General features: G+C 40.7%; 14 protein-coding genes. 8 read left to right on the top strand and 6 right to left on the bottom strand.

Going from position 1 to position 15,923, the window contains the following annotated elements; translation table 11 throughout:
* Nucleotides 1-4 precede the first annotated feature (4 nt).
* The 6 genes from mnmE to rpmH form a co-directional block, all read right to left on the bottom strand.
* Nucleotides 5-1,381, bottom strand: coding sequence for a tRNA uridine-5-carboxymethylaminomethyl(34) synthesis GTPase MnmE (mnmE, locus tag JNO66_RS06955; RefSeq protein WP_203087551.1), 1,377 nt, complete (start codon nt 1,379-1,381; stop codon nt 5-7).
* A gap of 234 nt (nt 1,382-1,615) precedes the next feature.
* The gene (locus JNO66_RS06950; protein ID WP_308807431.1) at nt 1,616-2,299 is read right to left on the bottom strand and encodes a hypothetical protein; all 684 of its coding nucleotides are present in this window, start codon (nt 2,297-2,299) and stop codon (nt 1,616-1,618) included.
* Between the two features lie 291 nt (nt 2,300-2,590).
* A complete protein-coding gene (gene jag, locus JNO66_RS06945; protein WP_203087549.1) occupies nt 2,591-3,265 on the bottom strand; it encodes an RNA-binding cell elongation regulator Jag/EloR in 675 nt (224 codons plus the stop codon).
* Complete coding sequence (gene spoIIIJ / locus JNO66_RS06940) at nt 3,183-4,031, bottom strand: YidC family membrane integrase SpoIIIJ (protein WP_273753212.1); 849 nt, start codon at nt 4,029-4,031, stop codon at nt 3,183-3,185. Before spoIIIJ ends, jag begins: the two co-directional genes overlap by 83 nt.
* A 22-nt stretch (nt 4,032-4,053) precedes the next feature.
* Nucleotides 4,054-4,422, bottom strand: a complete 369-nt coding sequence (gene rnpA / locus JNO66_RS06935; protein WP_203087547.1) for a ribonuclease P protein component — start codon at nt 4,420-4,422, stop codon at nt 4,054-4,056.
* A gap of 173 nt (nt 4,423-4,595) precedes the next feature.
* On the bottom strand, nt 4,596-4,733 hold the full coding sequence (gene rpmH, locus JNO66_RS06930) for a 50S ribosomal protein L34 (RefSeq protein ID WP_203087546.1): 138 nt from the start codon (nt 4,731-4,733) through the stop codon (nt 4,596-4,598).
* A gap of 599 nt (nt 4,734-5,332) precedes the next feature.
* Here rpmH and dnaA point away from each other — a divergent pair.
* The 8 genes from dnaA (at nt 5,333) to JNO66_RS06890 (ending at nt 15,590) form a co-directional block, all read left to right on the top strand.
* Nucleotides 5,333-6,685: a chromosomal replication initiator protein DnaA gene (gene dnaA / locus JNO66_RS06925; protein WP_203087545.1), complete on the top strand. Its 1,353-nt coding sequence runs from the start codon at nt 5,333-5,335 to the stop codon at nt 6,683-6,685.
* 163 nt (nt 6,686-6,848) lie between these two features.
* Nucleotides 6,849-7,988 (top strand): DNA polymerase III subunit beta, encoded by a 1,140-nt coding sequence (dnaN, locus tag JNO66_RS06920; RefSeq protein ID WP_203087544.1) that lies wholly within the window; start codon nt 6,849-6,851, stop codon nt 7,986-7,988.
* A gap of 170 nt (nt 7,989-8,158) precedes the next feature.
* Nucleotides 8,159-8,398, top strand: a complete 240-nt coding sequence (yaaA, locus tag JNO66_RS06915; protein WP_203087543.1) for a S4 domain-containing protein YaaA — start codon at nt 8,159-8,161, stop codon at nt 8,396-8,398.
* On the top strand, nt 8,385-9,503 hold the full coding sequence (recF, locus tag JNO66_RS06910) for a DNA replication/repair protein RecF (RefSeq protein ID WP_203087542.1): 1,119 nt from the start codon (nt 8,385-8,387) through the stop codon (nt 9,501-9,503). The genes yaaA and recF overlap by 14 nt, the downstream gene beginning before the upstream one ends.
* Nucleotides 9,504-9,534: 31 nt before the next feature.
* Complete coding sequence (gene remB / locus JNO66_RS06905; protein ID WP_203087541.1) at nt 9,535-9,795, top strand: extracellular matrix regulator RemB; 261 nt, start codon at nt 9,535-9,537, stop codon at nt 9,793-9,795.
* Nucleotides 9,796-9,834: 39 nt separating this feature from the next.
* The gene (gene gyrB, locus JNO66_RS06900) at nt 9,835-11,775 is read left to right on the top strand and encodes a DNA topoisomerase (ATP-hydrolyzing) subunit B (protein ID WP_203087540.1); all 1,941 of its coding nucleotides are present in this window, start codon (nt 9,835-9,837) and stop codon (nt 11,773-11,775) included.
* Nucleotides 11,776-11,816: 41 nt separating this feature from the next.
* Complete coding sequence (gene gyrA / locus JNO66_RS06895; protein ID WP_203087539.1) at nt 11,817-14,324, top strand: DNA gyrase subunit A; 2,508 nt, start codon at nt 11,817-11,819, stop codon at nt 14,322-14,324.
* Nucleotides 14,325-14,495: 171 nt separating this feature from the next.
* Nucleotides 14,496-15,590: an HD-GYP domain-containing protein gene (locus JNO66_RS06890; RefSeq protein WP_203087538.1), complete on the top strand. Its 1,095-nt coding sequence runs from the start codon at nt 14,496-14,498 to the stop codon at nt 15,588-15,590.
* The last annotated feature ends 333 nt before the right edge of the window (nt 15,591-15,923 follow it).

The following is a 15,923-nucleotide window of genomic DNA, read 5'->3' as shown; positions in this document are numbered from 1 at the left end:
GTTGTTATTTTCCTAAACAGAACTGTGAGAATAACTGATCGATCAGACTATCCTGCACACTGTCACCAATAATCTCGCCAAGCAGCTCCCACGTTCTTGTTACATCAATTTGAATCAAATCAATTGGCATTCCTATATCAGTTGCTTCAAGAGCATCCTGCGCCGTCTGCTTCGCCTGTTCGAGTAAAGCGATATGTCTGGTGTTTGATACATACGTTGCATCTTCACCTTCAATGGCTCCTTCAAAAAACAGAGCTGCAATGGCTTCTTCTAAGTCTTCCAATCCTTTATCTTCTATAAATGCAGTGGTCACAACAGGACGTCCGGCTGCAAGCTCGTTCACTCTCTCCAAATTAATGGCAAGAGGTACATCTACCTTATTGACAATCACAACTGCATTCATATCTGCAGTCGCTTCAAACAAGGCTTCGTCCTCAGGTGAAAGCTCTTCCCCATGGTTGACCACAAGTAATATTAAATCTGCCTCGCGTAGAGCCTTACGCGACCGTTCCACACCTAATCGTTCAACAATGTCTTCCGTCTCACGAATTCCTGCCGTATCGACTAATCGTAATGGAACTCCACGGACATTCACGTACTCTTCAAGTGTATCACGCGTTGTACCCGGAATGTCTGTCACAATGGCTTTATTTTCATGAACGAGGCTGTTCATAAGAGATGACTTCCCGACATTCGGCCTACCGATGATAGCAGTTGCAAGCCCTTCTCGAAGAATCTTCCCTTGTCCAGCTGTTCTTAACAGCTTATCCACTTCTTCGATCACAAACCCTACTTTTTCAACCATAATGTCATGAGTCATTGCTTCTGCATCATATTCAGGGTAGTCGATGTTCACTTCTACTTGAGCGACCGTTTCGAGAAGCTCTTGGCGTAGCTGTTTAATCTTACCCGATAAACGCCCTTCAAGCTGTCCGAGTGCCACATTCATTGCTCGATCCGTTTTTGCACGGATTAAGTCCATAACACCTTCTGCTTGAGATAAGTCAATTCGTCCATTTAAAAAGGCTCGTTTCGTGAATTCTCCAGGTTCCGCCAGCCTCGCTCCATGTTTTAGCGCAAGCTGAAGAACTCGGTTAACAGATACTAACCCACCATGACAGTTGATTTCAACGACATCCTCCCTTGTAAATGTACGAGGAGCCCGCATCACGCTAATCATCGCTTCTTCTACCTTGCTTGTACCGTCCGTAATGTGACCGTAGACAATGGAATGAGACGCTACGTCCTGAAGTGGATTTTTTCCTTCATATAAATGAGACGCAATGGAAATCGCTTCGTCACCGCTTAGTCTTACAATTCCAATCGCTCCTTCTCCTTGAGCCGTTGAAATCGCTGCAATGGTGTCAAATTCTGTTATCATCGTCGTCACCTCCTACTTTGTTTTCATGTAATCTATTTGTTCATACGTTACCTTATCAGTCCGCTTCTAATGTAATAGAATAGCACAGACCTAGCTGAAAAGCTACGAACCAGCAAGCCCTCATTAGTGGGAATATGAGGGTAATTCTTCGTTCTTATTCTACTTTTCGACTTCTTTTTTGAGTAAAGACGAAGAACAGACAATCCAAGATCCAAGTAAATGATTGTCCGCTTTTTATTCATTCAATTTAATTTTTTTGATAAGCTCTACGATTTCATCATTTGAAAATGGTTTGATCGAGACTTTCTTTGTATCTTTGGCAATCATTTCAGTAGATTCTTTGATTTCAACCTTATCCACTTTTGCACCAAGCTTATCATCCCAACGAGCGGGCACCTTGTACACATTAATCGTACCGTCTCCATTTCCACTATACGTGACAGCTCCATCTACCACTCGGGTCCCCTGCAGCATGATCACGTCTTCAGGATATTTTGCACTAGCATCCTCGTGGTTGGGATTAATCGAAGTACCTGCAGAAATTTTCGCTACGTATAGTGAATCAATTTCTTGGTTTGGACCTAGTTGTTGCCAAACTCTCGCATATTCAATTTCCTCTGAAGAATAGGCTGATAAATCTACTCCGTCATCTTGTGATACCTCATCATCTAACTGATCGTCTTTTGAACTGCTTGATGTATGATCACGTACTTCATCTTGATCTGAATCGTTCGGTTCATCTGACTCTAATTGTTCCTTGTCTTTATCCTCTTTATCTCCCTGATCTTTATCTGAAGAAGCTTCGTCCACTTCTGAACCTACTACAGATGTGTCTTCTTTACTTACTTCTTTGTCCCCTGAACTGCACCCAGTGATTGCTAACGCGATTAGAAACAGAACTGCATAGTAGAAAAGCACCCTAAATATTCTCAAGTTAACCTTCCTTTCTATCTCTCTAAACATTTATTATGCGAATCATGAAATACTATTTCTCTCTATGCTAGTATTTACGGAAAAATATTATAAAGATATTATGTTATTTATTTGAAATGCGCAATACATATAGCCACTTTTTATACGGATTCTAAATTCCTGAGGCTTTAGGAGCTTTCTTTCACCTCTCACAACATTCCTGAACAAAAATAGTGGATAAAACCATCCATCGATGATCTTACCCACTAATCTTTGTGTGTTTATCGTTACGATCGCTTAGTCATTCGACTTTTTGACAATTACGTGTCGGTTGGTACCTTTTCCTTTTGAAACCGTTGTGACACCTTTTTTCTTATATAAAATCTGGTGCACAATTTTTCGGTCACGTGCGTTCATCGGCTCAAGTGGAATCCCTTCCTCTTGATTAGCTGCTTTGCTCGCCACGCGGTGAGCAAGCTCACGTAAAAGCTCGTATCTCTTTGATCGATAGTCACCAACATCAACCTGAAATGCTTGATACTTTACTTTGTTTCGGTTTGCCGCTAGTTCGACTAGATACTCTAGAGAATCTAACGTTTGTCCACGTTTCCCAATCAATCTGGCAGCATCTCGTTCCTCTGCACATTGAATAGAAAGGAGACAACCTTCACTCGTATTCTTTTGCTCAATTGACGCATCAATTCCCATTTCACTAACCGTTTTCGTCAAAAAAGAATGCGCAACTTCAATAGGATCAGGAATAGCAACTGCTTCAAGAAGCGCTTTTTTGGCTCCGAATCCTAGAAATCCTTTTCGAGGTTCTTCTAGAACTTCATAGGACAGACGCTCTTTTGGAACATCCAGCTCTTTGAGCGCCTCTTCAATGGCTTCATCTACGCTTCTTCCTGTTACCCTTATTTTTAGCTTTAGGCTTTGGCTTTGGTTTTGACTGAGATTGAGGTGCTTTGACATCTGATTTCCCTCCAACGCCCGCTTTCGCAGCCTTCCGTTGTTCTACGTTCGGGCCCGTAATAAAGTACGTTTGAGCAATCATAAATACGTTACCAACAACCCAGTAAAGAATAACGGCTGATGGTAGGAAGAACCCAAATACCGTAATCATAATTGGCATGAGGTAAAGCAAGATTTTCATCTGCGGGTTATTTTGAACCATCATCATTTTCTGTTGAATGAATGTAGCCCCACCCGCGATAATTGGTAAAAGAAAGATTGGATCAGGTACATCTAACGTAAACCATAAGAATGTATTGCCTTTAATCTCGGTTGTTCTCATAATTGCGTGGTAAAGCGCCAATAAGATTGGCATCTGAATGACAAGTGGCAAACATCCAGCAAACGGATTCACGCCTTTTTCTTGATAAAGACCCATTAATTCTTTTTGTAGCTTCTGTTGAGTTACCTGATCTTTTGCGCTATGTTTCTCGCGCAAACGCTGCATCTCAGGCTGTAATAATTGCATAGCCTTCATACTTTTTGTTTGCTTAATCATTAGTGGCATAATCACCAAACGAATAAGCACGGTTAAGGCAATAATTGCGATTCCGTAACTGTTAAAGAAATCAGCAAATCGAATAATGAGCCAGGAAACCGGATACACAAAGAAGCTATTCCAAATTCCCTCACTATTACTAGTAATCGGTTCATTTACACTGAAACATCCGGTTAGAAGAAATAGCAGACCAAATGAAACAATGAATAACCCAAACTTATTCTTCACTCTTTCACACCCTCTGCACAACTTAATCTTTCTTTGATGCATGCTCGGAGCTTCTTCTGCTGACACCTGCTTTTTTCATTACATGTGCTAGGCTTGCATGAAACTCATAATAGTCCATAGTAGCTGTAGGTTTTCTTGCTATCACCACATAATCGCAATGAGGCAGTAGAATTTCCTGCTTTTCTTGAAAAACGGTACGAATTAACCGCTTAATGCGATTACGCACAACAGCATTCCCAACCTTCTTGCTCACAGATAATCCTAAACGGAATTGCTCTTGTTCTTCTTTTTGTAGCACATAAAGAACAAACTGACGGTTCGCTACGGAACGACCATGATTAAATACAGCCGAAAATTCCTCATTCTTTTTGATCCGCTGTTCTTTTCTCATATTCCCGCCCCTTATCTTCTCTTTGAAGCAAAAAAGACCACTGTCTGCCAGTGGTCTCAGATGTCGATACTTGCCGCGATTCGCTCATAAGCCCTTCTTATATAAAAAGGATCCAGCTTGCGCAAAGCAAGTCCAATAATCTGAAGTTGCTTATCACTGGCTTATCAGTGGTTTTATGCGGACAATACTTTTCTTCCTTTTTGACGACGACGAGCTAGAACTTTACGACCGTTCTTAGTGCTCATTCTTGCACGAAAACCATGCTTCTTTTTACGCTTACGGTTGTTTGGCTGAAAGGTTGGTTTACCCATTTATTACACCCCCTGCGGATTGCTCATTAAAAAATTCTGGCTGTAAGACAGTCTTGTAAATTATAAAGAAAAAGAACATCAATTGTCAAGGCGAATTTAGAAAACATCTTTTCTTCCTCTTCTCCCTCTTTTTGAACCTCATCTGTGGAAAACTATAATAGACAGGTTTCGACTTATCCTACGACTCATCGACAGCTTACTCACATATCTTGTGTTGTGGACAAAAATAAAACACAACATCGTGTGCTGTGTGGATAAATACAACAAACCATTGCGACAAAGGGATTATTTTGCTATGATTATATTGTTTTTACTCGTGGACAGCTTATCCACCCGTTTATATTGTCCACAGCCTGTGGGTAACTTTGTGGACAGGATATTTTTCTATGAATTGTTTTGTCCACAGGGATGTTTACTATTTCTTTTTTTACGTTTTTCTACTATACTATTATCTTTCCACAATTTATTCGTTGATGAATATTTATTCATCGTTAACATAAGTGTTGTACAAAACCTATACAAGCAAACAATTAAAAGGCCGTATAGGTCTTTTCTGTGTCTACACTACTTGTAACACTAGGGAAAAAGGAGGTTTAATCTTGGAGAACATTCACGACCTATGGGAACGGGTCCTCTCTGAAATGGAGACAAAGGTGAGCAAACCAAGCTTTGAAACGTGGTTAAAATCCACGAAAGCAACGGCTATACAAAATGATGTGATTACAGTTACCGCTCCGAATGAATTTGCTCGTGATTGGTTAGAGGATCATTATGCGGGATTAACTTCGGATACGATTGAGCATTTAACGGGATCACGACTCACGCCAAAATTCGTCATTCCTCAAAATGAAAACGAGGACGATCTATTGGTAGAGCAACCACCAAAAAAAATTCCTCAAGCAGATGCAACCGATGATATATCGACTCGCACCATGCTTAACGGAAAATATACGTTTAACACCTTTGTCATTGGTTCTGGGAATCGATTCGCTCACGCCGCATCCCTTGCAGTAGCTGAGGCACCAGCAAAGGCTTATAACCCTTTATTTATCTATGGTGGAGTTGGACTTGGTAAAACCCACTTAATGCACGCAATTGGTCATTATGTAATGGAACATAACCCAAAAGCAAAAGTGGTGTATCTATCATCTGAGAAATTTACAAATGAGTTTATTAACTCGATTCGAGATAACAAAGCCGTAAATTTCCGCAATAAATATCGAAATGTAGATGTTCTATTAATCGATGATATTCAATTCCTAGCGGGAAAAGAACAAACGCAGGAAGAATTTTTCCATACATTTAACGCGTTACACGAAGAATCAAAACAGATTGTCATCTCAAGTGACCGTCCACCTAAGGAGATTCCTACTCTTGAGGATCGACTCCGTTCTAGGTTTGAGTGGGGGCTAATTACAGACATTACTCCGCCTGATCTTGAAACAAGGATTGCCATTTTAAGAAAAAAGGCGAAAGCAGAGAATTTAGATATACCGAATGAAGTGATGCTTTATATTGCAAATCAAATTGATACTAATATACGTGAACTAGAAGGTGCGCTGATCCGTGTTGTTGCGTACTCATCTCTTATTAATAAAGATATGAACGCGGATCTCGCAGCTGAAGCATTAAAAGATATTATTCCAAACTCAAAGCCTAAAATGCTGACGATTGCAGATATTCAAAAGCTTGTAGGTGACTACTATCAAGTAAAGCTTGATGATTTTAAAGCTAAAAAACGAACAAAGTCCGTTGCGTTCCCTCGCCAAATTGCGATGTATCTCTCTCGGGAATTAACAGATTCATCCTTACCTAAGATAGGAAGTGAATTTGGAGGACGCGATCACACAACCGTCATACACGCACACGAAAAAATCTCCAAGTTACTTGGCACGGATGAGGATTTACAGCAAAAGGTCCAAGCCATTACAGAACAGCTTCGCGGCTCATGAATGTGCACATGTGGGTAAAGTAGTCAGCGCTATACACAGCTTACCCACATGTGCATAACTTGTGCCAGCTAGAGAAAGCGCACTTATCCACAAATTCACAGTCCCTATTACTATTATTACGAGTTTTTAAAACATAAATAATGATTTAAAGGAGCTATTTGTCATGCATTTTGTTATCGAAAGAAATCGTTTTGTTCACGATGTTCAAAACGTAGCGAAGGCCGTTTCATCTAGAACGACGATTCCAATTCTTACTGGAATGAAACTAGTTGCTACAAACGAAGGAATCACTCTTACTGGTAGTGACTCTGATATCTCGATTGAAACCTTTATCCCCACCGAGGAAGAAGATCGTCATCTCGTTGAAATCAAACAAGAGGGAAGCATCGTATTACAGGCGCGTTTCTTTGCAGAGATCGTAAAAAAGCTGCCAGGCGAACAAATTGAAATTATTGTTCAAGACCAACTAAGCGCAACAATCAAATCAGGTTCATCTGTTTTCACCTTAAACGGATTAGATCCAGAGGAATATCCTAGACTTCCTCAGCTTGAAGAAGATCGTGTGTTCCGATTACCACAGGACATGCTAAAAAACATCATCCGCCAAACGGTATTCGCGGTGTCCACTCAGGAAACACGCCCAGTGTTGACAGGTGTAAACCTAGAAATCGAAAACGGTGAGTTAATCTGTACTGCAACAGACAGTAGACGTTTAGCCATGAGAAAATCATCGGTGGAACGAAATGATCAGGAGCTGTCGTTCGAGAATGTGGTGATTCCAGGAAAGAGTTTAACGGAGCTAAGCCGGATCTTAGAAGAGAATGATACGTTAATAGAGGTAGTCGTGACCGAGAACCAAATTCTCTTTAAGTTAGGTCATACGTTGTTCTTCTCTAGATTGCTTGACGGAAAATATCCTGTGACAAGCAGTATGATCCCGACGCAATCAAAAACGTCATTCTCTGTGCAGACTAAGTCTCTGCTGCAAACACTTGAGCGGGCGCTATTACTTTCCGATGGAAAGAATAACGTCGTCACACTTAAGACGTTAGATGATCAGCAGATTGAAATTACATCTGTATCGCCGGAGATTGGAAAAGTAACTGAGGATCTTTCTACCACGGAGCAAGAGGGAGAAGAGATGCGAATTTCTTTTAACGGGAAGATTGTCATTGATGCATTAAAAGTAATCGACAGTGAAAAAGTAAATATTATGTTCACAGGAGCAATGAGTGCGTTTGTGATTAGACCAACGGATCATGAACATTATCTCCACCTATTCTCACCAGTGCGTACTTACTAGGTCTAAGTGGCTTTCTTTTAAGATTGGACTTGGCTAGAAGACGCTGGTCTAGTACAATAGACAATAGAGAATGTATGCAAATTGAACGGAACAAGAAGACAGCAGCTCTCCATGACTTGCTGTCTTCCCTTTCTTATGACCCTTAAAAAAGGGAGGAAAAGAGGTACAAGATGGACGTGCTAAAAATCTCAACGCCTTATATCACGTTAGGACAATTGCTAAAGGAATCTGGGGCAATTGATACTGGTGGGATGGCGAAATGGTATTTAAGTGAATATGAAGTGATTGTGAATGGAGAACCCGAGAACAGACGAGGCAAGAAATTACGTGCGGGTGACGTGATCCGGCTTCATGATGGCACATCGATCGAAGTTGCATGGTCTGAGGAGAAGGAAGATGAGGGTCAATAAGCTATCCCTGATCAACTATCGAAACTATGCAAAGGCAGAGCTTGAATTTACTAAACAAGTACATGTGTTTATTGGCGATAACGCTCAAGGGAAAACAAATGTCTTAGAAGCGATCTATGTCTTAGCTATGGCAAAGTCACACCGCACCTCTAAAGATAAAGAGTTAATTAACTGGAGCGAGGAATACGCGGGGATTTATGGCGAAGCCCAAACTCGTCATAACAAGCTAACCCTTGATCTACGTATCTCGGACAAAGGAAAAAAAGTAAAGCTTAACGGGTTGGAGCAACGACGCCTCAGTGAGTACGTCGGGGCTCTTAATGTCGTTATGTTCGCTCCTGAGGATCTCCATCTTGTAAAAGGTAGTCCTCAAGGACGCAGACGCTTTATGGACATGGAGCTTGGTCAAATTAGTCCTGTCTACCTTCATCACAGCAGTCGTTATCAAAAGATCCTTGTGCAACGTAATTCTCTTTTAAGAGATTGGCACAGGAAACCCGCTCCTGACATGCTTGATATTTTAACAGATCAGTTGATTGATACGGCTGCAGAACTCATTAAACGCCGTGCAGAATTTCTAAAAAAGCTCCAAAAATGGGCTGAATCAATCCATTACGATATTTCCCGAGGTACTGAACAACTAAAGCTAACATATCTTTCCACGATAGAGGTATCAGAAGACATAAACTTGTCGAACCTAAAAGAAAAACTATATACGGTATATCAACAGAAAAAAGAAAAAGAACAGATGCGAGGAACAACCTTATTTGGACCTCATCGTGAAGATATTGGATTTCTAGTAAATGAAAAAGATGTGCAAAGCTTCGGTTCACAAGGACAACAACGAACAACCGCTCTCGCTCTTAAGCTTGCTGAGATTGAGCTCATCAAAGAAGAGGTAGGAGAATACCCAGTACTGTTACTCGATGATGTACTTTCAGAGCTAGATGATTATCGGCAATCTCATCTACTAGAAACGATTCAACAAAAAGTACAGACATTTGTGACAACCACTGGACTTGCGGGTGTTCATCAAGATGCCCTGGAGAATGCCGAAGTTTTTGAAGTGAAATCAGGCCATATCCAAAAGCGGCCAAACACGTAAGGCCTAATAGAGGCAGCAGTGAGGTGAAGTGATGTTTATTCATTTAGGTGGAGATGTCATGATTCGGGCTACTGAGATCATCGCCATCCTACAATATGAAGACAGCGAAGCGCCAGAGCAGAAGAATCCCTTTATCACATTAGCTGGCGCAAAAGAGTCGGTGACAATTACACCGGATCTCGTGAAATCTGTCATTATTACAGATCATATTATCTATTACTCTCCAGTATCATCAATCACGTTAAATAGACGAGCACAAACAGATCAAGGTTTCAAAGAAGAAGTAGTGTAAACCACTTAGCTGATATAAAAAAGTTTAAGATCATTGGGAATGAAGGTGAAGCAAGTGAGTAATGAACAACAAATGGAACAATCGTATGATGAAAGCCAGATACAGGTACTCGAGGGTCTAGAAGCTGTTCGTAAACGACCTGGTATGTATATTGGATCAACGAGTGTACGTGGTCTCCATCACTTAGTCTGGGAGATTGTCGATAACAGTATTGATGAGGCAATGGCTGGATACTGTGACACGATCACCGTGACGATTGAAGAAGACAATAGTATCACCGTTGAAGATAATGGGCGTGGAATTCCAGTAGGGATTCAAGAGAAAATGGGACGTCCAGCTGTAGAAGTAATCATGACGGTTCTTCACGCCGGAGGTAAGTTCGGTGGCGGCGGATACAAGGTGTCCGGGGGACTTCACGGGGTTGGAGCCTCTGTTGTTAATGCGTTATCCACTTATCTAGAAGTGAATGTTCACCTAGGTGGAAGCATTCATTATCAAAAGTATGAGCGTGGAGTACCAGTCTCTGATTTAACCGTTACTGGTGAAACAGATAAAACAGGTACGGTGATTCGCTTTAAGCCCGATGCTGAGATTTTCAAAGAAACGCAAGTATATGATTTTGATACATTAGCTTCTCGCTTACGTGAGCTTGCTTTCCTGAATAAAGGATTAACCATTCATATTAATGATGTACGAGCTGAAAAAGAACAACAATCTACCTACTATTACGAGGGTGGAATTGGGTCCTTTGTTGAGCATTTAAACCGTACAAAAGAAGTACTTCATCCTGAGCCGATTCATATTGAAAGTGAAAAAGACGGACTGACTGTTGAAGTCGCTGTTCAATATAACGATGGCTTTGTAAGTAACATCTATTCATTTGCTAATAACATTAATACACATGAGGGTGGAACACACGAATCAGGCTTCAAAACAGGTCTTACACGTGTAATTAATGACTACGCACGTAAGAACAGTCTTTTCAAAGAAAGTGATCCAAACCTAACAGGTGAAGACGTTCGTGAAGGCTTAACAGCGATTGTCTCTGTTAAAATTCCGGATCCACAATTTGAAGGACAAACAAAAACAAAGCTTGGTAATAGTGAAGCACGTACAATTACGGATTCATTATTTAGTGAGCATTTTGCCAGATTTATGATTGAAAATCCTCAAGTTGCTCGTAAAGTGGTTGAAAAAGGCTTAATGGCATCAAGAGCAAGAGAAGCAGCAAAAAAAGCAAGAGAACTAACACGTCGTAAAAGTGCGCTTGAAGTAAGCTCCCTACCTGGGAAACTAGCTGACTGTGCATCAAAGGACGCAACAATTAGTGAATTGTATATCGTTGAGGGTGACTCTGCGGGTGGTTCTGCAAAACAAGGTCGAAGCCGTCATTTCCAGGCGATCTTGCCACTACGCGGAAAAATTATAAACGTTGAGAAAGCACGTTTAGATAAAATTCTAGCAAATAATGAAATCAGAACCATCATTACTGCACTGGGAACAGGGATTGGTGACGAGTTCGATATTACAAAAGCCCGTTATCACAAATTAATCCTAATGACGGATGCCGATGTAGATGGTGCGCACATTCGTACACTACTTCTAACTTTTTTATATCGTTATATGCGTCCAGTTATTGAACATGGTTACGTATATATTGCTCAACCACCGTTATATAAGGTTTCACAAGGTAAACAGGTTACGTACACGTACAACGACCGCGAGCTAGATGAACTACTCAAAACCATGTCAGATCGTTCTAAAGTTGGAATTCAACGCTATAAGGGTCTTGGTGAGATGAATCCGGAGCAGTTGTGGGATACAACGATGAACCCTGACACACGCAGCATGATGCAAGTTACTCTTGCAGATGCAATTAAAGCTGATGAGATTTTTGATGTGTTAATGGGTGACCGAGTCGAACCAAGACGTGATTTTATACAGGAAAATGCCCAATACGTAAAAAATCTTGATGTGTAAACGGGTAGAAAAATGCAACAGCTCTGATGGAGGGGTAACAAATGGCTGAGGAGAATCGTTCAAACATTACTGAAATAAATATAGGCCAGGAAATGCAAACATCCTTTATGGATTATGCAATGAGTGTAATTGTCAGCCGGGCACTTCCTGATGCAAGAGATGGTCTAAAGCCAGTTCATCGCCGGATCTTATATGCGATGAACGATTTAGGCATGACTCCGGACAAAGCGTACAAAAAATCAGCCCGTATCGTTGGAGATGTTATTGGTAAGTATCACCCTCATGGTGATTCAGCTGTATATGAAACCATGGTACGTATGGCTCAGGATTTTAGCTATCGTTATATGCTTGTTGATGGGCATGGAAACTTTGGTTCGGTTGATGGTGATTCAGCAGCTGCCATGCGTTATACAGAAGCAAAGATGTCAAAGATTTCAATGGAGCTTGTCCGAGACATCAATAAAGACACAATCGATTTCCAAGATAACTATGACGGATCAGAGCAAGAACCAGTTGTGATGCCTGCCAGGTTCCCGAATCTATTAGTTAACGGAGCCTCAGGAATTGCTGTAGGAATGGCTACAAACATTCCGCCACATCAGTTAGGTGAGGTCATTGACGGAGTTCTTGCTCTATCAGAAAACCGCGAAATTGATATTCCAGAACTGATGGAATACATTCCGGGTCCAGATTTTCCTACCGGTGCTGAAATCTTAGGACGTTCAGGTATTCGTCGTGCCTATCAAACGGGCCGCGGATCGATTACGTTACGTGCAAAAACAGAGATTGAAGAGAACAATGGAAAACAACGCATTATTGTTACGGAACTTCCGTATCAAGTCAACAAAGCCCGACTAATCGAAAAGATTGCAGAGCTTGTACGTGATAAGAAGATTGAGGGTATTACGGATCTGCGTGATGAATCAGATCGTACTGGTATGCGTATCGTGATTGAAGTGCGTAGAGATGCTAATGCCAATGTCTTGTTGAACAATTTGCACAAGCAAACGGCTCTTCAATCAAGCTTTGGTATTAACCTGCTAGCATTGGTTGGAGGACGTCCAAAGGTTCTTAACTTAAAAGAATGCTTAGAAGAATACTTGGATCATCAAATTGTCGTGACGCGCAGACGTACTGCATTTGAACTTAAGAAAGCGGAAGCTCGAGCACATATTTTAGAAGGCTTACGTATTGCGTTAGATCATTTGGATGAAGTGATTAGCCTAATCCGTGCATCACAAACAACGGAAATTGCTAGAAATGGTTTAATGGAGCGCTTTGATCTCAGCTATGATCAATCACAAGCGATACTAGATATGCGTTTGCAACGTCTGACAGGACTCGAACGTGATAAGATCGAAGGCGAATACAATGAGTTGCAGCAGCGAATTGCAGAGCTAAAAGAGATCCTTGCTAATGAAGAAAAGGTACTTGAAATCATTCGTGAGGAACTGACTGCAGTGAAAGAGCGCTATAACGATGAGCGTCGTACAGTCATTTCGATGAGTGAAGATCATTTAGAAGACGAAGATCTAATAGAGCGACAAAATGTAATTATTACATTAAGTCACAATGGGTATATCAAACGTCTACCGATTTCCACATATAAGAGTCAAAAACGTGGTGGTAAAGGAATTCAAGCGATGGGGACAAATGATAATGATTTTGTCTCACATCTCTTTACGACAAACACACACCATACCATTCTCTTTTTCACGAACAAAGGGAAGGTTTATCGTCTAAAAGGCTATGAAATCCCTGAACTCGGCCGCACGGCTAAAGGAATACCGATTATCAACCTTCTTCAGATTGAACAAGGTGAATACATTAGTACGGTGATTCCGATTGAAGAGTTTAACGATGATTCGTACCTATTCTTCTTAACAAAAGAAGGAATTGCGAAGCGAACGCAGCTATCAGCCTTTGCTAACATTAGAAAAGGCGGCTTGTTTGCCATTAATCTACGTGGTGAAGATGAATTACACGGTGTTAGACTAACTGGTGGAGATGAAGAGATTATAATCGGTACGCGCCAAGGTATGGCCATCCGTTTCCACGAAGAGGATGTAAGACTGATGGGTCGTACCGCTGGTGGAGTAAAGGGAATTACCCTCTCAGAGGAAGATCATGTGGTTGGAATGGATGTTGTTCATTCTGATCAGGACGTATTGATTGTATCTGAAAAAGGTTACGGTAAACGTACGCCGATGGAAGAGTACCGTATTCAAAATCGTGGCGGAAAAGGAATCAAAACGTCAAATATCACAGATAAAACAGGTGCGCTAGTTTCATTAAAAGTTGTTTCCTTAGAAAGTGATATTATGATCATCACAGCAAGTGGCGTCATTATTCGTACTCAAGTCGAACCAATTTCGCAAACGGGTCGTAACACTCAAGGGGTTAAACTGATTCGTGTAGATGAAGGCGAAGAAGTAGCAACAGTTGCGCGTGTGGACATTGAAGACGATGAGGTAGAAGAGCTTCTTGAAGAAGAAGCAGCAAAAGAAGCAATAGAGCAGATACAAGAAGACCAAGACACAGAAGAATAAAAAGAACTGTCGATCTATCCCTTCATTGAGGGAGGTCGACAGTTTTTTTGTATTTTCTATAAATGGTTGGTGTTACATAAGATTCATATTTCCCAATTTCAGAAAGTCCGATATAATAAAGGATAATAGATCTAGTTCGAAAGTAATATTATTAGTTAGGGGAGAAGGTATATGATCGTTCCAGTGCGTTCATTAAGAGAAGGATATGTTTTAAAAAAGGACGTTTATAGTTTAGCGACTACACCTTTAATTAAAAGCCGTACAGTACTTAAGGAAGACCATTTAACATTTCTTCGTGCTTTTTCTATTAAAGAAGTAGAGATTGATTCTATGAATGAAGCAGATCTAGTTGAGACTTTCGATTCTGAAGAGGTCGCAGAAGAAGCGCGCCACACAGATCAGTCCTTTTTTTATCGCTATAATGAAGCCGTTCAAACATTTAAAAGGCAATTTGAGTCATGGCAAGCAGGTATGCCTGTAGCTATTCATGATATACGAAATATGATTGTTCCTTTATTTGAAGATGTGATCGGTGCACCTGTTTATTTATTAGCTCTCCATGAATATAATCATCCAAAGGATTACCGTTATCATCATGCGATATCTGTTGGTTTGTTTTCCGCATCACTCGCTCATAAATTGAATTATGAAGCAAAAGATTGGATTCAAATCGGTTTAGCTGGAGTACTAGCTGATATAGGGATGGCCAAAGTTTCTCCTACCTTACTTGATAAAAGTGGCCCTCTAACAGCAGCAGAATATAATGAGATCAAACAACATCCAGTTCATAGCTATCATATGATTAAAGCGGTAGCGAGCTTAAACGATGCAGTAAAGCTAGCTGTCTTGCAGCATCATGAACGTTTAGATGGAGAGGGTTATCCCTTTGGTAGTAATCAATCTAAAATACATCCCTATAGCGAAATTATTGCGATAGCTGATGTTTATCATGCAATGTCTTCTGAAAGAGAATATAGAGCCAAGCATTCAATCTTCTTCATATTAGAAGAAATGCGGAGACAACGTTTTGGGTTACTTAATGTGTCAATTGTTCTTACGTTAACAGAATTACTACTTCAGCACTCAAATGGAGCAACTGTGCGTTTGAGCTCAGGAGAGACTGGTGAGATTGTCTTTATTAATCCTCAGGATCTAACCAGACCGATGATTAAACTGACAGACTCAAATGAGATTATGAACCTTCAACAGGCACCACATCTGCACATCGAAGATCTTTTAAAAATAAACAAAAAAATGCTTGTCTAATTTCTGTAACGTGTGCTATACTAGTTCTTGTCTTAAACGACGTAAACACTTTTCGGATAACAATTAATTTTAAAAAGTAATTGACTTATCTGAATGGAAATGGTATATTAATTAAGTCGCCAACGCGACACTAAGTTCTTTGAAAACTGAACAAAAGCCAAGCGTACGAAGAGATACAAGATATCTCATAAGTATAAAAAAGTCGTAGCTTATGCTACGCAATTGGAAAGTTGATGGAGACATCAACGCCAGCAGTTGAGCAATCAACTCACCACTTTTATGGAGAGTTTGATCCTGGCTCAGGACGAACGCTGGCGGCGTGCCTAATACATG

The sequence above is a fragment of the Alkalicoccobacillus gibsonii genome (assembly GCF_016798245.1).
Taxonomy (GTDB): domain Bacteria; phylum Bacillota; class Bacilli; order Bacillales; family Bacillaceae_D; genus Alkalicoccobacillus; species Alkalicoccobacillus gibsonii.
The sequence above is the reverse complement of the archived record's forward strand: the minus strand, read 5'-3'. Positions and strand labels throughout refer to the sequence as shown.